Origin of the sequence: Fertoeibacter niger (assembly GCF_009380135.2) — a bacterium.
Lineage (GTDB): Bacteria > Pseudomonadota > Alphaproteobacteria > Rhodobacterales > Rhodobacteraceae > Fertoeibacter > Fertoeibacter niger.
Genome location: NZ_WHUT02000006.1, coordinates 222,479 through 238,302 on the forward strand (window position 1 = coordinate 222,479; position 15,824 = coordinate 238,302).

A 15,824-nucleotide genomic window follows, 5' to 3' on the forward strand; every position below is an offset into this window, starting at 1 on the left:
CGGCGGGCGCATGCACCCGATCCTGAAACTTCTGGTCCAGCGCATTGCGCTGGGCCTGCTCTTGCTGCTTGCGGCCTCGGTGCTGATCTTTGTCGGCACCACGGTTCTGCCGGGCGATGTGGCGCAGAACATATTGGGGCAGGGTGCGACCCCGCAGGCGCTGGAAAACCTGCGCCAGCAACTCGGCATGAACGACCCCGCCCATGTGCGGTATTTCAACTGGCTGGGCGGCGTGTTGCAGGGCGATCTGGGCACGGCGCTGACCAACGGGCAGGATATTGCCACCTCTATGGGGCAGCGGCTGGGCAATACGCTGTTTCTGGCCTTCTGGGCCGCCGTGGTGTCGGTGCCGCTGGCCATCGGGCTGGGGCTGATTGCGGTGCGCTACCGCAACCGCTGGCCCGACAAGGTGATTTCCACGATCACGCTGGCCACCGTTTCAGTGCCCGAATTCCTGCTGGGCTATATCGCCATCTTCATCCTGTCGGTGCAGTTCCGCGCGCTGCCCTCGCTGGCGATGATCAATGAAAGCATGAGCCTGGGCGAGCAGCTTTACGCCATATCGCTGCCGGTGCTGGTGCTGGTGCTGACCGTGCTGGGCCATATGATGCGCATGACGCGGGCCGCGATCCTGAACGTGATGCAATCGGCCTATATCGAGACGGCGGAGTTGAAGGGGCTGGCCCCGTTCACCATCATCTACCGCCACGCCTTTCCCAATGCCATCGCACCGGTGGTCAATGTGGTGATGCTGAACCTTGCCTATCTGGTGGTGGGGGTGGTCGTGGTCGAGGTGGTCTTTGTCTATCCCGGCATGGGGCAATATCTGGTGGACCATGTGGCCAAACGCGATGTGCCGGTGGTGCAGGCCTGCGGGCTGGTGTTCGCCGCCGTCTATATCGGCATGAACATCATCGCCGATGTGGTGTCCATTCTCGCCAACCCGCGCCTCAGGCATCCGAAATGAGGGCCGCATGAGAATTCCGATTGCCGCCCTGATCGGGCTGATTTTCACCGGGGCCTACTTTCTGGCCGCCATCTTCGCCGGGTTGCTCGCGCCCTATGGCATGGCCGAAATCGTCGGCGATGTGTGGGAACCCGCATCGGCCGAACATTGGCTGGGCACTGACAGCATCGGCCGCGACCTGCTGTCGCGCATGATCTGGGGCGGGCAGACCACGATTTTCGTGGCCACCGCCGCCACGATCCTGTCATTCACACTGGGCTCTATCCTTGGGTTCATCGCCGCTGTGCGCGGGGGCTGGGTGGACCAGCTTTTGTCGCGGGGCGTCGATCTGATGATGTCGATCCCCTCGCTCATTTCCGCGCTGGTGGTGCTGTCGGTGATGCCGGTGACACTGCCGGTGTTGATCCTGGTGATGGGCCTCCTGGATGCGACGCGCGTGTTCCGCCTGTCGCGCGCCGTGGCGGTGGATATCGCGGTGATGGATTATGTCGAGGCGGCGCGCCTGCGCGGTGAAAAGCAGACATGGATCATCTTCCGCGAGATCCTGCCCAACGCGCTTTCCCCGCTGGTGGCCGAAATGGGGCTGCGTTTCATCTTTTCGGTGCTGTTCATTTCCACCCTGTCGTTCCTGGGGCTGGGCGTGCAGCCGCCTCTGGCCGACTGGGGCGGCATCGTGAAGGAAAACAAGGAGGGGATCGTTTACGGCATCCCCGCCGCGCTGATCCCGGCGGTGGCCATCGCCACGCTGGCCATCTCGGTCAACCTTGTGGCCGACTGGGTGCTGAACCGCACCACAAGCCTGAAAGGGGGCCGCGGTGGCTGACAATCTCTTGACGATCACGGGCCTGAAGATCGAGGCAACCGCCTATCCGCCCGGCGAGCCGCCGAAGGAGATCACGCTGGTGCATGGCGTCTCGCTGGAGCTGGAAAAGGGCAAGGTGCTGGGGCTGATCGGCGAATCCGGGGCGGGGAAATCCACCATCGGCTTGTCGTCCATGGCTTACGGGCGTGGCGGGGTGCGGCTGACGGCGGGCACCGTGACACTCAACGGGCGTGACATAAGGCTGGCGGCACCCGGCGCGCTGCGCGCCTTGCGCGGGCGCGAGGTGACGTATGTGGCGCAATCCGCCGCTGCCGCCTTCAACCCGGCCAAGCGGTTGATGGAACAGGTGATCGAGACCAGCCTGGCCCATGGCCTGATGGGCAAGGCCGAAGCCGAGGCGCGGGCGGTGATGCTGTTTGGCAAGCTGGGACTGCCCAACCCCGAAACCATCGGTCGGCGCTATCCGCATCAGGTGTCGGGCGGGCAGTTGCAGCGGGTGATGACGGCCATGGCGCTGTGCCCGAAACCCGACCTCGTGGTGTTTGACGAACCCACCACCGCGCTGGATGTGACGACGCAGATCGAGGTTCTGGCCGCGATAAAGGAGGCGATCCGCGATACCGGGGTGGCCGCGCTTTACATCACCCATGACCTTGCGGTTGTGGCACAGGTGGCCGATCACATCATGGTGCTGCGGCAGGGCCGGATGGTGGAATATGGCACCACGGCCCAGATCATCGAGACCCCGCAAGAGGCCTACACGCAGGCGCTGGTGTCGGTCCGCTCTATCGACCATGTGGAAAAGCCCGAGGCGCCTTCCGTGCTGTCGGTTGCCCATGTGACCGCGCGCTACCGGGGCACCACATTCGACGTGCTGAAAAACGTGACGGTCGATCTGCCCGCGGGGCAGACGTTGGCCGTGGTGGGCGAAAGCGGGTCGGGCAAATCCACCCTCGCGCGGGTGATCACCGGGTTGCTGCCCGCCGCGCAAGGCAAGATCACCTTTGCGGGGCGCAGCCTGTCACCCGCACTGGCGCAGCGCACCAAGGATGACCTGCGCGAATTGCAGATGATCTACCAGATGGCCGATGTGGCGATGAACCCGCGCCAGACGGTCGGCACGATCATCGGGCGGCCGCTGGAGTTCTATTTCGGTCTGACGGGTGCTGCCAAGCGCCAGCGCGTGCAGGAACTCCTCGACCAGATCGAGATGGGCAAGGGCTATATCGACCGATACCCGGCCGAACTTTCGGGCGGGCAGAAACAGCGGGTCTGCATCGCCCGTGCGCTGGCGGCAAAGCCGAAGCTCATCATCTGCGACGAGGTGACATCGGCGCTGGACCCTCTGGTGGCCGATGGCATCCTGAAGCTGCTTCTGGCCCTGCAAGCGCAGGAAAACGTGGCCTATCTGTTCATCACGCATGATCTGGCTACCGTGCGCGCCATCGCCGACCGGATCGCGGTGATGTATCGCGGCGAGGTGGTGCGCTATGGCACGAAAACCGACGTGCTTTCCCCGCCGTTCGACGATTACACCGACCTGCTGCTGTCCTCGGTGCCGGAAATGGAACTGGGCTGGCTGGAGCAGGTGATCGCCAGCCGCAGGATGGTCGCAGCGGGGAACTGAAGGGGCCGGCAAGCGCCTTCTTTCCACTCTTTCCAGATGAAAATATCCACGGGGGGTCCGGGGGGCAGTCAGCCCCCCGGCGCTGGCAAGTCACACGACCGGCCAGCGCCCTTCCGCCAGCCCCGCCAGTGCCCCGGTTATCCGCGAAAAACTGTCGCGCGCCCTTGCCACCGAGTGCCGGGCGCGCAGATAGCCATGCACCAGCCCCGGCTCGCAGATCCATGCTGCCCGGCCCCCGGCGGCCAGAATGGCATCACGGTAGTCGCGCCCGTCATCGGCCAAAGGGTCGCATTCCGCGCTGATGATCACCGTGGGGGGCAGGGCGGTGAAATCACGCGCCGCCAGTGCTGCGGCGGTCACATCATCGGCAGGCTCCGGCCCGTCATGGCGCAGGGCGGCGTAATACAGCACATCGTCGCGGGTCAGCATGGGGGCCGCTGCATGCGTCAGATAGCTGCCGCGGTTGCGGTCGCCGCCCAGCCCCGGATAGATCAGCACCATCCCCGCCACGCGGCCCCGCAGCGCATGGGCGACCGATGCCGCCAGTGCCCCGCCCGCCGAATCGCCTGCCAGCAGCAAAGGCCCCTCGACGGCCCGCGCCACGGCCAGAGCATCGTCATAGGCGGCGGGGTGGCGGTGTTCGGGCACCAGACGGTAATCGGCGCTGATCACATGCAGGCCGGTCGCGGCGCAGATCTCGGCGCAGACATCGTCATGGCTGTCGAGCCCGCCCACTACGAAACCGCCGCCATGCAGATAGACCAGCGTGGCCGCGGGCGGGCCAAAGGTGTAGTTGCGCACCGGCACACCCGCCCGTCGCCCGTCCTGCACGGCCACACCGGGCGGATGACCGCGGTGAAAAGCCCGGCACATCCTGTCATAGACCCGGCGCTGATCGTCCACCGACAGGCCCACGGCGTCGGGCGGGTAACAGGCTTCGGTCGCGCGGATGAAAGGCCAGGTCTCGGCGTCGATAAGGGTTTGGTAATCGGGGTCGGTCATGCTGCGGGTATCCTTGGCTTTCCTCCAGACTGCGCTGTTTCGATTCCGGCGGCAATGGGGGCGGCGCACCGCAAAATTGCCTGAATTCCACGATAACCTCGCCCATAACGCGAGCAGTTTCGTCCCAAGCACTGACAGGAGGCCAACATGCAGGTTTTTCGTCACTCCGACCACGAGGCTACGGTTGTGGGTTGGGATATCCGCGTGCTGCTGCTGGCGCGCGACGGTGGTGGGGCCAGCAACCCCGTGGCGCGTGCGCTGGCAGGGCTGGGTGGTCTGGTCGAGGGTGAGGCGGAGCTTTACACGGCACTGGCGGCGATGATTGATGATCCGCTGGGCTACGGCCTGTTCGTGATGGAATGCGATGGTTACGGGGGGGCGGAGGCCGGGCAGCTGGCCGTTTCACGGCTGACTGCTGCCGGGTTGCGCCTGCCTGTGCTGCTGATCAGCCGTGACTGCCGCGAGCAACGTTTTCCCGCGGACCGTTCCGCCCCGGTGCTGCTGCGGGCGCCCTTGTCGGCGGTGTCGCTGCGCGTCGGGTTTGAACATGCGTTGCGTGACCGGCTGTTGGCGCGGGTCTGGCAACAGGGCCACCCCCGGACCACGGCCTGACAGAGACCGGCTGGCATCAGGCCCCAACCGGTGGTCTTTGGTGGCAACCAGAAGATGCGGCGGCAGCCTGATGGGCCGGCCGCCAGAATGGCAAACGGGGCAGACCAAAGGATCTGCCCCGCTGCAATGTCCTTGCGGCCCGGAGGCCGGCGCAATCAGGCGATCGACAGGTTGGTCGCCGATTCGCGGCCGTCACGGCCTGCTTCGATGTCGAAGGTCACAGCCTGACCGTCAGCCAGCGAACGGATACCAGCGCGTTCCAGCGCGGTGATGTGAACGAACACGTCCTTCTTGCCGCCTTCCGGTGCAATAAAGCCGAAACCCTTGGTGGCGTTGAACCATTTCACGGTGCCTTTGGCCATCGTGATGTCTCCTCTAAGAATCCCGCCCGCGGAACTGCGGCGGCGTGGCTCAGTCAGGGCAAGATCGAAAGACTGTGGCCTTGGAAGGGAGACAGTGGTCGATAGTGATAACGTCGCGGCTTTGTGCTTATGCCTTATCTGGCCGAAAATCAAGGGTTATCGGCAGGCTGCTGGGCGTCAGAAAACGTCGATGACGTAAAGGATGATGATGATCGGGATCGGGATGCCGATGGCCCAGGCCAGAATACCCTTCATTGTGTGTCCTTTCGCGGTTGATCTTGAAAGGCAACGCGCGCCGCCGCGGTCGGTTCCACCGCGGCGGAAGAATCACGCGCGCACAGCACTGATGAGTGGTGCGCTGCTGCACTTCACGCGAACAGGAAATCCGACGGGTCGAAATCCGAGATCAATGCGTCATTCACCACGATCAACTGGTTGCCCGCCCGGATCGTCACCGAGCCGCTGTTCTGGGTGAAAACCAGGTCGTCGATGTCACTCAGGCCGAAGGCGGCCGAGAAGCGGATGACGTCGCCACCCTGCTGAAAATCAAGGATCCGGTCAACCGCCGTGCTGGACACGGGATTGAAGATGAACGTGTCATCGCCCAGTCCGCCGATCAATGTCTCGTTCAGCCGGTTCGACAGGATGTTGTCATCGTTATCCGTGCCACGGATCACTGAAACCGTGCCCCAGCCCTGAATGCGCAGACCGCCCGTCAGGTCGAGTTGCGCGCCACTCGCGAATCTGACGGACTCGATCCGGCTGCCCACGACAAAATGTTCGTCCAGCACGATCTCGCTCTGCGCGTTGCCATTCGCATCGACCACCGCGAGGATCAGATCCGCGCTGTCGGCGCCCGAGCGCAACATGCGCAACTGGTTGTTCGGGACCGATGCGTCAAACAGGATGCGGTCAATTCCGCCATCGTCACGGATCACATCGTTGCCCGACGTGGCCGACAACCGATAAGTGTCATTGCCCGTGCCGCCCAGCAGCGTTTCGCTGTATGCATTGGAAACAAGAACGTCATTCAGGTCGGTGCCACGGACGGTAGGTGCATTTCCCCACCCCTGCACCGTCAACCCACCTGTAAGGTTCAGTTGCGCACCGTTCGAAAACAGCACGCTCTCGATGCGGCTGCCGGGGACAAAATGTTCGTCCAGCCGTATTTCTGAAAGCGCGGTGCCGTTGGCATCGACAACTGCCAACCACAAATCCGCAAAGTCGCTGCCCGAGCGCATCATGCGCAACGTTCCCTGCGTGACTGATGCGTCGAACTGGATGCGGTCTGAACCGCCGCTGTCAAAGATCACATCATTGCCGGACGTGGCAGCAAGCCTGTAGGTATCGTTGCCCGTGCCACCCAGCAGCGTTTCACTCAGCGCATTGGAAATCAGCACGTCATTCAGGTCGGTGCCGCGCAGGGTGGTGATGCCACCCCAGGCGCGCACGGTCAGCCCACCCGTCAGATCGAGCTGGTTGCCGTTGAAAAACACGATTCTTTCCAGATTGCTGCTGTGCACGAAGTGCTCGTCCAGCCGCACTTCGGTCAGCGCGTTGCCATTGCCATCGACAACCGCCAAGAACAAATCTGCAAAATCATTGCCCGAGCGCATCATGCGCAACCTGCCGGGTGCCACCGAGGAATCGAAGCGGATCGTGTCAAAGCCTGCGCTGTCAAAGATCACGTCATCGCCGGAGGAAGCCGACAGGCTGTAGGTATCATTGCCCGTGCCGCCCAGTAGCGTCTCGGCCAAGATGTTGGAAATCAGCGTATCGCCCAGATCAGTGCCGCGCACCGTCGCGTTGCTGCCCCATCCCTGCACCGTAAGCCCCTGTGTGAGGTTCAGAAGGGCGCCGTCGGAAAACCGCAGGCTTTCAATGGCCGTGCCAAGCGAGAAATGTTCATCCAGCCGTATTTCGGTCAGTGCGTTGCCATTGGCATCGACCACCGCAAGAACAAGATCGGCCAGGTCGTTGCCCCAGCGCATCATGCGCAGCGTGGCAGGCGTAACCGAGGAATCGAAGCGCAGGCTGTCGTTGCCGCTCTCATCATAGATAACATCATTTCCGGATGTGGCCGACAGCAGGTAAGCGTCATCTCCGGTGCCGCCGAGAAGCAACTCACTGTTCGCGTTCGACACGATCAGGTCGTTCAGATCGGTGCCGCGCACGGTTGCGGCATTGCCCCAGCCCTGGATGCGCAGCCCGCCGGTGAGGCTGATCTGGTTGCCGTTCGAGAAAATCGCGGTTTCAAACCGTGTGCCGGGATTGAAATGTTCATCCAGCAAAATCTGGCTGATGGCGTTGCCGTCGGCATCCACCACAGCAAGCACCAGATCAGAAAAATCGAGCCCTGACCGAACCATGCGCAGCGATGCCCGCGGCACCGAAGAATCAAAACGCAGCACATCGGTCCCGCCCTCATCATAAAGGGTGTCGTTGCCGCTGGTTGCGTTGAGCAGATATGTGTCGTTGCCGATGCCGCCCAGCAGGGTCTCACTGACTGCCCTCGACGTGATGGTATCGTTGAAATCGGTGCCGCGCACCGTCGTGACCCCGGCCCAGCCCTGGATTGCCAGCCCGCCGCGCAGGTCAAGGCGGGAACCGTTATCGAACAGGATCGATTCGATCATTCTGCCAAATTCATAGTGTTCATTCAGGATGATCTCGGTCAGGCTGTTGCCGAATTCGTCAACCACGGCGATGATCAGGTCTGACAGATCGATGCCAGAACGCATAATGCGGATCGAGGCGCGCGAAACCGTGCTGTCAAAGCGGATCTGGTCTGTGCCGCCGGTATCGTTGACCACATCCAATCCGCTGAACTGGCTGAAAAGATAGGTATCGTTGCCCAGAAAACCGTTCAGCGTGTCATCGGTCGGCGTTTCGCCAACTTCGCCACCGACAAGAATATTGTCGCCGTCGTCACCCTGTATCACAGCCATAAAATCACTCCTCAAATTGCACGAGCCACAGGCATACGCTGGCCTGAAATTGGCGCAACGTCAGGTATTCAATACCATGGCAGGATGACGCTGGCACAAAATATGCGCCAGCGCCACCGGGCAGGTCAGCGGGTGAATTTCTTGTGCTTGATGCGCGAGGGTTCGATGGAATCCGGGCCAAGGCGGCGGATCTTGTCCTCCTCATAGGCCTGGTAGTTGCCCTCGAACCATTCCACATGCGCATCGCCTTCAAACGCGAGGATGTGGGTGCAAAGCCGGTCAAGGAAGAACCGGTCGTGGCTGATGATCACGGCGCAACCGGCGAAATCGTCGATCGCGGCTTCGAGGGCTTGCAGGGTTTCGACGTCAAGGTCGTTGGTCGGTTCGTCCAGCAGCAGAACGTTGCCGTTGGAGCGCAGAAGTTTCGCCATATGCACGCGGTTGCGTTCGCCGCCTGACAACAGGCCCACCTTTTTCTGCTGGTCCGAGCCTTTGAAGTTGAAGGCCCCGCAATAGGCGCGGCTGTTCATTTCGGCGTCGCCCAGATGGATGACCTCCAGCCCTTCGGAAATCTCTTCCCAGACGGTCTTGTTCGGATCCAGCGCGTCGCGCGACTGGTCAACGTAGGAAAGCTGCACGGTTTCGCCCAGCGTGATCTTGCCCTCGTCGGGTTCTTCCTGCCCGGTGATCATGCGGAACAGAGTGGATTTGCCCGCGCCGTTCGGCCCGATGACGCCCACGATGCCGCCCGGCGGGATCGAGAAGGACAGGTTCTCGATCAACAGCTTGTCGCCCATGTGCTTTTTCAGGCCCTCCACCTCGATCACCTTGCCGCCAAGGCGTTCGCCGTTGGGGATGATGATCTGCGCGGTGGAAATGCGTTCGCGTTCCGAGGTGTTGGCCATCTCGTTATACTTGGTGATACGCGCCTTCTGCTTGGTCTGGCGGGCCTTTGCGCCCGAACGGATCCATTCCAACTCGCGTTGCAGCACCTTTTGCTTGGCCTTGTCTTCGCGCGATTCCTGCAACAGGCGCTTGGCCTTTTGTTCTAGCCAGGCGGAATAGTTGCCCTCGTAGGGGATGCCCCGGCCGCGTTCGAGTTCCAGGATCCACGACGTGATGTCGTCAAGGAAGTAACGGTCGTGCGTCACGATCAGGATCGTGCCCTCATAGGCGATCAGGTGCAGTTGCAGCCAGGCGATGGATTCGGCGTCAAGGTGGTTGGTCGGTTCGTCCAGCAGCAGCATGTCGGGCGCTTCGAGCAGCAGCTTGCACAGGGCCACCCGGCGGCGTTCGCCACCCGACAGGGTTTCCACATCGGCATCGTCGGGCGGGCAGCGCAATGCCTCCATCGCCACGTCGATCTGGCTGTCAAGATCCCACAGGTTTTTTGCGTCGATCGTGTCTTGCAGCGCGGCCATCTCTTCCGCCGTCTCGTCGGAATAGTTCATGGCCAGTTCGTTGTAACGATCAAGGATCGCCTTCTTTTCCGCCACGCCCAGCATCACGTTGCCGCGCACGTCCAGCGAGGGATCAAGGTTCGGCTCTTGCGGCAGATAGCCCACGCGGGCGCCTTTTGCTGCCCATGCCTCGCCCTGAAAATCCTTGTCCATGCCCGCCATGATGCGCAGCAGCGTGGATTTCCCCGAGCCGTTGACGCCCACGACACCGATCTTTACCCCCGGCAGGAAGTTCAGCTTGATGTTCTCAAAGCACTTCTTGCCGCCCGGATAGGTCTTGGACACGCCATCCATGTGATAGACATATTGATAGCTGGCCATGCGAATTCTCCATGCGGTCGGGTGCGGATGAGGGGCGGACATGCGGTTTGCGGGCCCTTGTAGCGATAACGCTGGACAAGGGCAACGTGGGGGTGATTTGTCGTCCCGGACTTTTCAGGGGGAAAAATGCAGGGTTGGCCCATCGCGCGGCGCGGCATGGTGATCGGCCTGCTGGGCGGGTCGTTCGATCCCGCGCATGCGGGCCACGCGCATATCACCCGCGAGGCGCTGAAGCGTTTCGGGCTGGATCAGGTCTGGTGGCTGGTCAGCCCCGGCAACCCGCTGAAAGCCGCAGGCCCGGCACCGCTGGCCGACCGGATGGCGCAGGCTGGCCGCGTGATGCAGCACCCGCGGGTCAGGATCACCGATCTGGAGGCGCGGATAGGCACGCGGTTCACCGCCGCCACGCTGAAGGGTTTGCAGGCGCGCTATCCGGGGGTGCGGTTCGTCTGGCTGATGGGGGCCGACAATCTGGCGCAGTTTCACCGCTGGGACCGTTGGGACTGGATCATGGCCCATGTGCCCATCGGCGTGCTGGCGCGGCCCGGGTCGGGTGTGCGGGGCCGGATGAGCCGAGCAGCCGAGCGGTTTCGTGGTTCGCAGGTGACAGGAAGTGCAGCGCAGATGCTGGGGCGGCGTAGCGCCCCGGCCTGGTGTTTCGTGGATGTGCCGATGGTTGATCTGTCATCCTCGGCCATCCGCGCGCGGGGCGAATGGCGCAAGGGCGGGCGCTAGGCCCGCCCGATTTTTTTCAGGCGACCCGCTTTGTCTTCAGTCGAGATGCGCGGTCTCGCTGAGCAACAGCGCCAGTTCATCGCGCAGGTCGCGCAACCCGGTCACGTCAGAGGGTGCGACGGGGCTTGCGATGGCGTCGTCGAACGCGTCAAGCACCGTTTTCTCGCCGCTGCGCACATTGTCCATCACATCCTCGTCGATCTCGTCAAACCAGGACCGGACAGTGACGACCGCCTTGTTCACCGTGCCCATGATCGAGCCTTCGGCATCCACTGAAACACCGTATCCGGCCAGCATGCGCGCAATATGGCCCGCGTGGCGTTCGTGCATGGCGCGGAACCGCTCGGCCACCGGGCGGAACGAAGGTTCGGCCTTTTCGACCATTTTCTCATAGCCGGCCAGCGCATCGACCGTGCGGGTGTGCAGGGTGTGCAGCGCGTCGGCACCCTGCTGCGGGGGCATCGCTTCGGGTTCGTCGGTCGGCAGGGTAGTGGTCATCATCGCGGCTGTCTGGGGGGCAAGCATGATGGGGGCCTTTCCGTGAGGGAGCTTGTGAGTTGATATGCACAGGCAACACCGCCGGGTCACAAAGGTTCCACAGTCTGCGCCATGATATTGCCAGACAGGCCGCTTGCTGGCAGATGTGGGCCATGGGATTGGACAGGCCTCTTTTTTCCCGCCGGCGGATGCTGGCCCTGCTGTTGGCGGGCGCTGCGGTGCCTGCCCGGGCCGATGCACCGAAAACCTCGCTGCGCCCCCGGCGGCGGGGCGAAACCGCGCCGCCGCCGTTGCCAGACACGCGCGCGGCGGGCACGCTGGTGGCGGCGGCCAAGCTGGGCGGGGCGGTGGGTTTCGTGCTGGCCGATGCAAAGACCGGCTTGGTGATCGAGGCGGAAGGCGGCGATCTGCCGCTGCCCCCGGCCAGCGTGGCCAAGGCGATGACGGCGCTTTATGCGCTGGAAAAGCTGGGGGCGGGGCACCGTTTTGGCACGCGGCTGCTGGGCACGGGGCCGGTGGTGGACGGCGTGTTGCAGGGCGATCTGGTGCTGGTGGGATCAGGCGACCCCACACTGAGCACCGATCATCTGGGCGACATGGCGCGCACATTGGCCGCGCGCGGGGTGAAACGGATCAGCGGGCGCTATCTGGCCTATACCGGGGCCTTGCCCGGTGTTGCGGCCATCGACCGCGACCAGCCCGACCATGTGGGCTACAATCCGGCGATTTCAGGCCTGAACCTGAATTTCAACCGGGTGCATTTCGAATGGCGGCAGGGCGGCGGCGGCTATGCTGTGACGATGGATGCGCGGGCCGAACGGTTCGTGCCCGCCGTCACCATGGCGCGCATGCAGGTGGCCCAGCGTGACCTGCCGGTCTACACCTATGCGGCGGGGCAGGGGGGCGACAACTGGACGGTCGCCGTCACGGCTTTGGGCAAGGGTGGCAGCCGGTGGCTGCCGGTGCGCCAGCCCGACATCTACACGCCCGAGGTGTTTCAGACCCTGGCGCGGGCGCAGGGCATAACGCTGCCTGCCGCCGAGGTTGTGCGCGACCTGCCAGCGGGCACGGCGCTGGCCGAACATGTCAGCGAGGATCTGGCGGTGATCCTGCGCGACATGCTGAAGTTTTCGACCAACATCACCGCCGAGGTGGTGGGTCTGGCGGCATCAGGCGCGCCGACGCTGGAGGCTTCGGGCCGTGCGATGAGCGATTGGGCAGCGGCGCGGTTTGGCATCACGGCGCGGTTTGTCGATCATTCGGGGCTGGGTGGGGCCAGCCGGATTTCGGCGGCGGACATGGCGGCGGCGCTGGTCCGCGCGCGGGGCACCACCAGCGCCGCGATGCTGGCGGGCCTTTTGCGCGAGGTCGGCATGCGCGATGCGACTGGGGCTGTGGCCGAGGGGCATCCGACGCGGGTGCTGGCCAAATCCGGCACGCTGAATTTCGTGTCGGGGCTGGCCGGTTACATCGTGCCGTCTGAAGGCCGCGAACTGGTGTTTGCGATCTTTTGCGCTGATGTGGCGCGGCGCGACCGGCTGACATTGGCGGAACGCGAACTGCCCGAGGGTGGCCAGGCCTGGACGAAACGCGCGCGCCGTTTGCAGGGGCAGTTGCTGCACCGCTGGGGAACGGCTTTCGTCTGAGGTGGTTCCGTCAGGCCCGCATGTGCCGCGCCCGCGCACCGCGTTCGATGGCGGCGGCGTGCAGGCGGTCGATGTTCAACTCATCGCGGATTTCCTCCAGCAGCCGCAGTTCGGGCTGATAGAGTTGGCCATCCGCCGCCGCCACGTCGCAGGCCAGCGCATAGGCGGTTTCCCACAGCCGTTCGGGCAGGGCCGCGCGGATCAGGCCGAACAGGGCATCAAGGCCGTCTTCCTCTTCGAACAGGTCGAAAACGGTCTGCGCGATGCGGCGGATGCGGTCGGGATCATAGTCGCCGAAGATCGGCATGTGGTTGACCGTGCGCTGGATCGCCACCAGTTCCGACGTGCGGATATGCACATCCGACGCCGAAACCGCGATCATGATGGCCACCAGCGCATCCTGCGGGGTCATGGAGGGCAGCGTTTCGGGCATCATCGGCTCCTTCGGGCGGGCAGTGTTGCGGCGCAGAATATTGACGGGGGGGGCCTCGGGCAATAGGAGACGGGTGCGGTGACACGGGGTTGCCGCAAAGTTGAGGGATGTGCCGATGTCGGCCCTGCGTGATGCTGCGATGAATTCGAAAGCCTGGCCCTTTGAAGAGGCCCGCCGCATCCTCAAACGCTATGACGGCAAGATGCCCGCCAAAGGCTATGTGCTGTTTGAAACCGGCTATGGCCCGTCAGGCCTGCCGCATATCGGCACCTTCGGCGAGGTGGCGCGCACCACGATGATCCGCCGGGCGTTTCAGACGATTTCGGATATTCCCACCCGGCTGATCTGTTTTTCCGATGACATGGACGGGATGCGCAAGATCCCCGACAATGTGCCGCAACCCGAGATGCTGGCGCTGCACAAGCAGAAACCGCTGACGGCGGTGCCCGACCCGTTCGGCGAGTTCGAGAGTTTCGGCCATCATAACAACGCGATGCTGCGGCGTTTCCTCGATACGTTCGGGTTTGAGTATGAGTTCATCTCGGCCACCGATTTCTACAAAGAGGGCCGGTTTGACGAAATACTGCTGCGCGCGGCGGAACGCTATGACGCGCTGATGGCGGTGATGCTGGCAAGCCTGCGGGACGAGCGGCAGCAGACCTATTCGATCTTTCTGCCGATCTCGCCCCAGTCGGGCCGGGTTCTGTATGTGCCGTTGAAGAATGTGGATGCCAAGGCGGGCACCGTCACCTTTGACGACGAGGATGGCACGGAAACCACGCTGCCAGTGACGGGCGGCAATGTGAAGCTGCAATGGAAGCCCGATTTCGGTGCCCGCTGGGCGGCGCTGGACGTGGATTTCGAAATGTATGGCAAGGATCATTCGACCAACACGCCGATCTACGATTCGATCTGCGAGATTCTGGGCGGGCGCAAGCCCGAGCATTTCAGCTATGAATTGTTCCTGGACGAGAATGGCGAGAAAATCTCGAAGTCCAAAGGCAACGGGCTGACTATTGACGAATGGCTGACCTATGCCAGCACAGAATCCCTGTCGTATTTCATGTTCCTGAAGCCCAAGACGGCAAAGCGGATGCATTTCGACGTGATCCCCAAGGCGGTGGATGAATATCACCAGCAGTTGCGCGCCTATGCCACGCAGGATGTTGCGGCGCAGGTGAACAACCCGGTCTGGCACATCCACAACGGCAATCCGCCGGAATCGAAAATGGTGGTTCCGTTTGCGATGCTGCTGAACCTTGCGTCTGTGGCAAGTGCCAAGGACAAGGCGGGCCTTTGGGGGTTCATCCAGCGCTATGCGCCGGGGGCCAGCCCCGAAACCCACCCCGATCTGGATGCGGCGGCGGGTTTTGCGCTGCGGTATTTCGATGATTTCGTGGCACCGAAGCGCGTGTTCCGCCTGCCCACAGATGCCGAGCGTGCCGCGATGGAAGACCTGCGCGGGCGGCTGGCCGCGTGGGACGGGGGGCTTGATGCCGATGCCTTGCAGACCATGGTGTTTGCCGTGGGCAAGGACTACGGGTTCGAGCCGCTGCGCGACTGGTTCAAGGCGCTTTACGAAGTGCTGCTTGGCGCATCGGAAGGCCCGCGTTTTGGTGGGTTCGTGGCACTTTACGGCGTGGATGAAACCATTGCGCTGATCGACAAGGGGCTGTCGGGCACGCTGGTGGCGTGACGCTTGATTTCACCCGACGTTGATCTACCCTTTGTTTTGGGGGACGTTGACGGAGGGTCGAACATGCGGCTTACGGCTTACGGATGTCTACTCGCGGCGCTGATGGCCATGCCCATCGGTGCCGTGGCGCAGGAAACGCGCAACCCGGGGATCGAGGCGACCATTCTGGGCCAGTTCGATGCCTTCAAGGCCCAGGACTTCGGCAGGGCGTTCACCTATGCCTCGCCGACCATCAAGGGCATGTTCGGCACGGCGGAACGGTTCGGCATGATGGTGCAGAACGGCTATCCCATGGTGGCGCAACCCTCATCAGTGCGGTTGCTGGAACTGCGCAGTGTGGCAGGCGGGCTGTGGCAGCGGGTCATGGTGACGGATCAGGGCGGCCGCACGCATATTCTGGATTACCAGATGGTTGAGACGCCGGAAGGCTGGCAGATCAACGCCGTGCAACTGCTGCCCGACGCGGGTGTAGGGGCCTGATCGGGTCGCGTCCCTTGCCTGCGCGCTCATCCTGGCCAGCGTATCCCCGCCGAAGGCTTTTGCCGACTGCGGCCGGCTCCTGATGTGGCACGGCTGATCCCCGGCGGGCGGTGCTGTGCGCCGCACGCCACCGTTGCGCAAAGGCTCTCCGCAGCGCGCGGCGGGGTCAGTCGGCGTTAACCCCGCATTGGTAATTCTGCGGTCCGTGCGGCGG

General features: G+C 63.3%; 14 protein-coding genes. 8 read left to right on the forward strand and 6 right to left on the reverse strand.

From position 1 onward, the window contains the following. The first annotated feature begins 10 nt into the window (after nt 1-10). The 3 genes from GEU84_RS11995 to GEU84_RS12005 are packed head-to-tail and all read left to right on the forward strand — an operon-like array spanning nt 11 to nt 3,417. Nucleotides 11-967, forward strand: coding sequence for an ABC transporter permease (locus GEU84_RS11995; protein ID WP_152825678.1), 957 nt, complete (start codon nt 11-13; stop codon nt 965-967). 7 nt (nt 968-974) lie between these two features. Beyond that, nucleotides 975-1,790, forward strand: a complete 816-nt coding sequence (locus tag GEU84_RS12000; RefSeq protein WP_152825680.1) for an ABC transporter permease — start codon at nt 975-977, stop codon at nt 1,788-1,790. Beyond that, the gene (locus GEU84_RS12005; protein ID WP_174539828.1) at nt 1,783-3,417 is read left to right on the forward strand and encodes a nickel ABC transporter ATP-binding protein NikE; all 1,635 of its coding nucleotides are present in this window, start codon (nt 1,783-1,785) and stop codon (nt 3,415-3,417) included. The genes GEU84_RS12000 and GEU84_RS12005 overlap by 8 nt, the downstream gene beginning before the upstream one ends. Before the next feature lie 90 nt (nt 3,418-3,507). Here GEU84_RS12005 and GEU84_RS12010 read toward each other — a convergent pair whose 3' ends face one another. Then, nucleotides 3,508-4,419 (reverse strand): alpha/beta hydrolase, encoded by a 912-nt coding sequence (locus GEU84_RS12010; protein ID WP_152825682.1) that lies wholly within the window; start codon nt 4,417-4,419, stop codon nt 3,508-3,510. A 147-nt stretch (nt 4,420-4,566) separates the two neighbouring features. Between GEU84_RS12010 and GEU84_RS12015 the strand changes: the two genes are divergently transcribed. Next, entirely contained in the window at nt 4,567-5,031 is a 465-nt protein-coding gene (locus tag GEU84_RS12015; RefSeq protein WP_152825684.1) for a hypothetical protein, read from the forward strand. Between the two features lie 155 nt (nt 5,032-5,186). On the opposite strand, the gene GEU84_RS12020 is transcribed toward GEU84_RS12015, so the two are convergent. From GEU84_RS12020 to ettA, 3 genes are all read right to left on the reverse strand, one after another. Next, nucleotides 5,187-5,393 carry a cold-shock protein gene (locus tag GEU84_RS12020; protein ID WP_107663139.1) on the reverse strand — a complete coding sequence of 69 codons (207 nt, stop codon included), beginning with the start codon at nt 5,391-5,393 and terminating at the stop codon, nt 5,187-5,189. Nucleotides 5,394-5,761: 368 nt separating this feature from the next. Then, nucleotides 5,762-8,341: a calcium-binding protein gene (locus GEU84_RS12025; protein WP_152825686.1), complete on the reverse strand. Its 2,580-nt coding sequence runs from the start codon at nt 8,339-8,341 to the stop codon at nt 5,762-5,764. 125 nt (nt 8,342-8,466) lie between these two features. Continuing rightward, nucleotides 8,467-10,122: an energy-dependent translational throttle protein EttA gene (gene ettA, locus GEU84_RS12030; RefSeq protein ID WP_152825687.1), complete on the reverse strand. Its 1,656-nt coding sequence runs from the start codon at nt 10,120-10,122 to the stop codon at nt 8,467-8,469. A gap of 156 nt (nt 10,123-10,278) precedes the next feature. On the opposite strand from ettA, the gene GEU84_RS12035 reads away from it, so the two are divergent. Next, nucleotides 10,279-10,857, forward strand: a complete 579-nt coding sequence (locus GEU84_RS12035) for a nicotinate-nucleotide adenylyltransferase (RefSeq protein ID WP_241427674.1) — start codon at nt 10,279-10,281, stop codon at nt 10,855-10,857. 36 nt (nt 10,858-10,893) lie between these two features. Here the strand turns inward: GEU84_RS12035 and GEU84_RS12040 are convergent, their stop codons facing one another. Next, entirely contained in the window at nt 10,894-11,358 is a 465-nt protein-coding gene (locus GEU84_RS12040) for a DUF2383 domain-containing protein (RefSeq protein ID WP_241427663.1), read from the reverse strand. A 149-nt stretch (nt 11,359-11,507) separates the two neighbouring features. On the opposite strand from GEU84_RS12040, the gene dacB reads away from it, so the two are divergent. Further along, nucleotides 11,508-13,001 (forward strand): D-alanyl-D-alanine carboxypeptidase/D-alanyl-D-alanine endopeptidase, encoded by a 1,494-nt coding sequence (gene dacB / locus GEU84_RS12045; protein ID WP_152825690.1) that lies wholly within the window; start codon nt 11,508-11,510, stop codon nt 12,999-13,001. A gap of 10 nt (nt 13,002-13,011) precedes the next feature. Here dacB and GEU84_RS12050 read toward each other — a convergent pair whose 3' ends face one another. After that, on the reverse strand, nt 13,012-13,434 hold the full coding sequence (locus GEU84_RS12050; RefSeq protein ID WP_152825692.1) for a tellurite resistance TerB family protein: 423 nt from the start codon (nt 13,432-13,434) through the stop codon (nt 13,012-13,014). Nucleotides 13,435-13,549: 115 nt separating this feature from the next. Here GEU84_RS12050 and GEU84_RS12055 point away from each other — a divergent pair, with 115 nt between their 5' ends. Both GEU84_RS12055 and GEU84_RS12060 read left to right on the forward strand, forming a co-directional pair. Next, on the forward strand, nt 13,550-15,130 hold the full coding sequence (locus GEU84_RS12055) for a lysine--tRNA ligase (protein WP_152825694.1): 1,581 nt from the start codon (nt 13,550-13,552) through the stop codon (nt 15,128-15,130). A gap of 63 nt (nt 15,131-15,193) precedes the next feature. Continuing rightward, on the forward strand, nt 15,194-15,610 hold the full coding sequence (locus GEU84_RS12060; RefSeq protein WP_152825696.1) for a DUF4864 domain-containing protein: 417 nt from the start codon (nt 15,194-15,196) through the stop codon (nt 15,608-15,610). Nucleotides 15,611-15,824: the final 214 nt, after the last annotated feature.

What these genes read in the sequence shown, in the direction of transcription:
- GEU84_RS11995 (WP_152825678.1), top strand. Translation starts at nt 11, where the DNA reads ATGCACCCGATCCTGAAACTTCTGGTCCAGCGCATTGCGCTGGGCCTG.
- GEU84_RS12000 (WP_152825680.1), top strand. Translation starts at nt 975, where the DNA reads ATGAGAATTCCGATTGCCGCCCTGATCGGGCTGATTTTCACCGGGGCC.
- GEU84_RS12010 (WP_152825682.1), bottom strand. Translation starts at nt 4,419, where the DNA reads ATGACCGACCCCGATTACCAAACCCTTATCGACGCCGAGACCTGGCCT.
- GEU84_RS12015 (WP_152825684.1), top strand. Translation starts at nt 4,567, where the DNA reads ATGCAGGTTTTTCGTCACTCCGACCACGAGGCTACGGTTGTGGGTTGG.
- GEU84_RS12020 (WP_107663139.1), bottom strand. Translation starts at nt 5,393, where the DNA reads ATGGCCAAAGGCACCGTGAAATGGTTCAACGCCACCAAGGGTTTCGGC.
- GEU84_RS12025 (WP_152825686.1), bottom strand. Translation starts at nt 8,341, where the DNA reads ATGGCTGTGATACAGGGTGACGACGGCGACAATATTCTTGTCGGTGGC.
- ettA (WP_152825687.1), bottom strand. Translation starts at nt 10,122, where the DNA reads ATGGCCAGCTATCAATATGTCTATCACATGGATGGCGTGTCCAAGACC.
- GEU84_RS12035 (WP_241427674.1), top strand. Translation starts at nt 10,279, where the DNA reads ATGGTGATCGGCCTGCTGGGCGGGTCGTTCGATCCCGCGCATGCGGGC.
- GEU84_RS12040 (WP_241427663.1), bottom strand. Translation starts at nt 11,358, where the DNA reads ATGATGACCACTACCCTGCCGACCGACGAACCCGAAGCGATGCCCCCG.
- dacB (WP_152825690.1), top strand. Translation starts at nt 11,508, where the DNA reads ATGGGATTGGACAGGCCTCTTTTTTCCCGCCGGCGGATGCTGGCCCTG.
- GEU84_RS12050 (WP_152825692.1), bottom strand. Translation starts at nt 13,434, where the DNA reads ATGCCCGAAACGCTGCCCTCCATGACCCCGCAGGATGCGCTGGTGGCC.
- GEU84_RS12055 (WP_152825694.1), top strand. Translation starts at nt 13,550, where the DNA reads ATGTCGGCCCTGCGTGATGCTGCGATGAATTCGAAAGCCTGGCCCTTT.
- GEU84_RS12060 (WP_152825696.1), top strand. Translation starts at nt 15,194, where the DNA reads ATGCGGCTTACGGCTTACGGATGTCTACTCGCGGCGCTGATGGCCATG.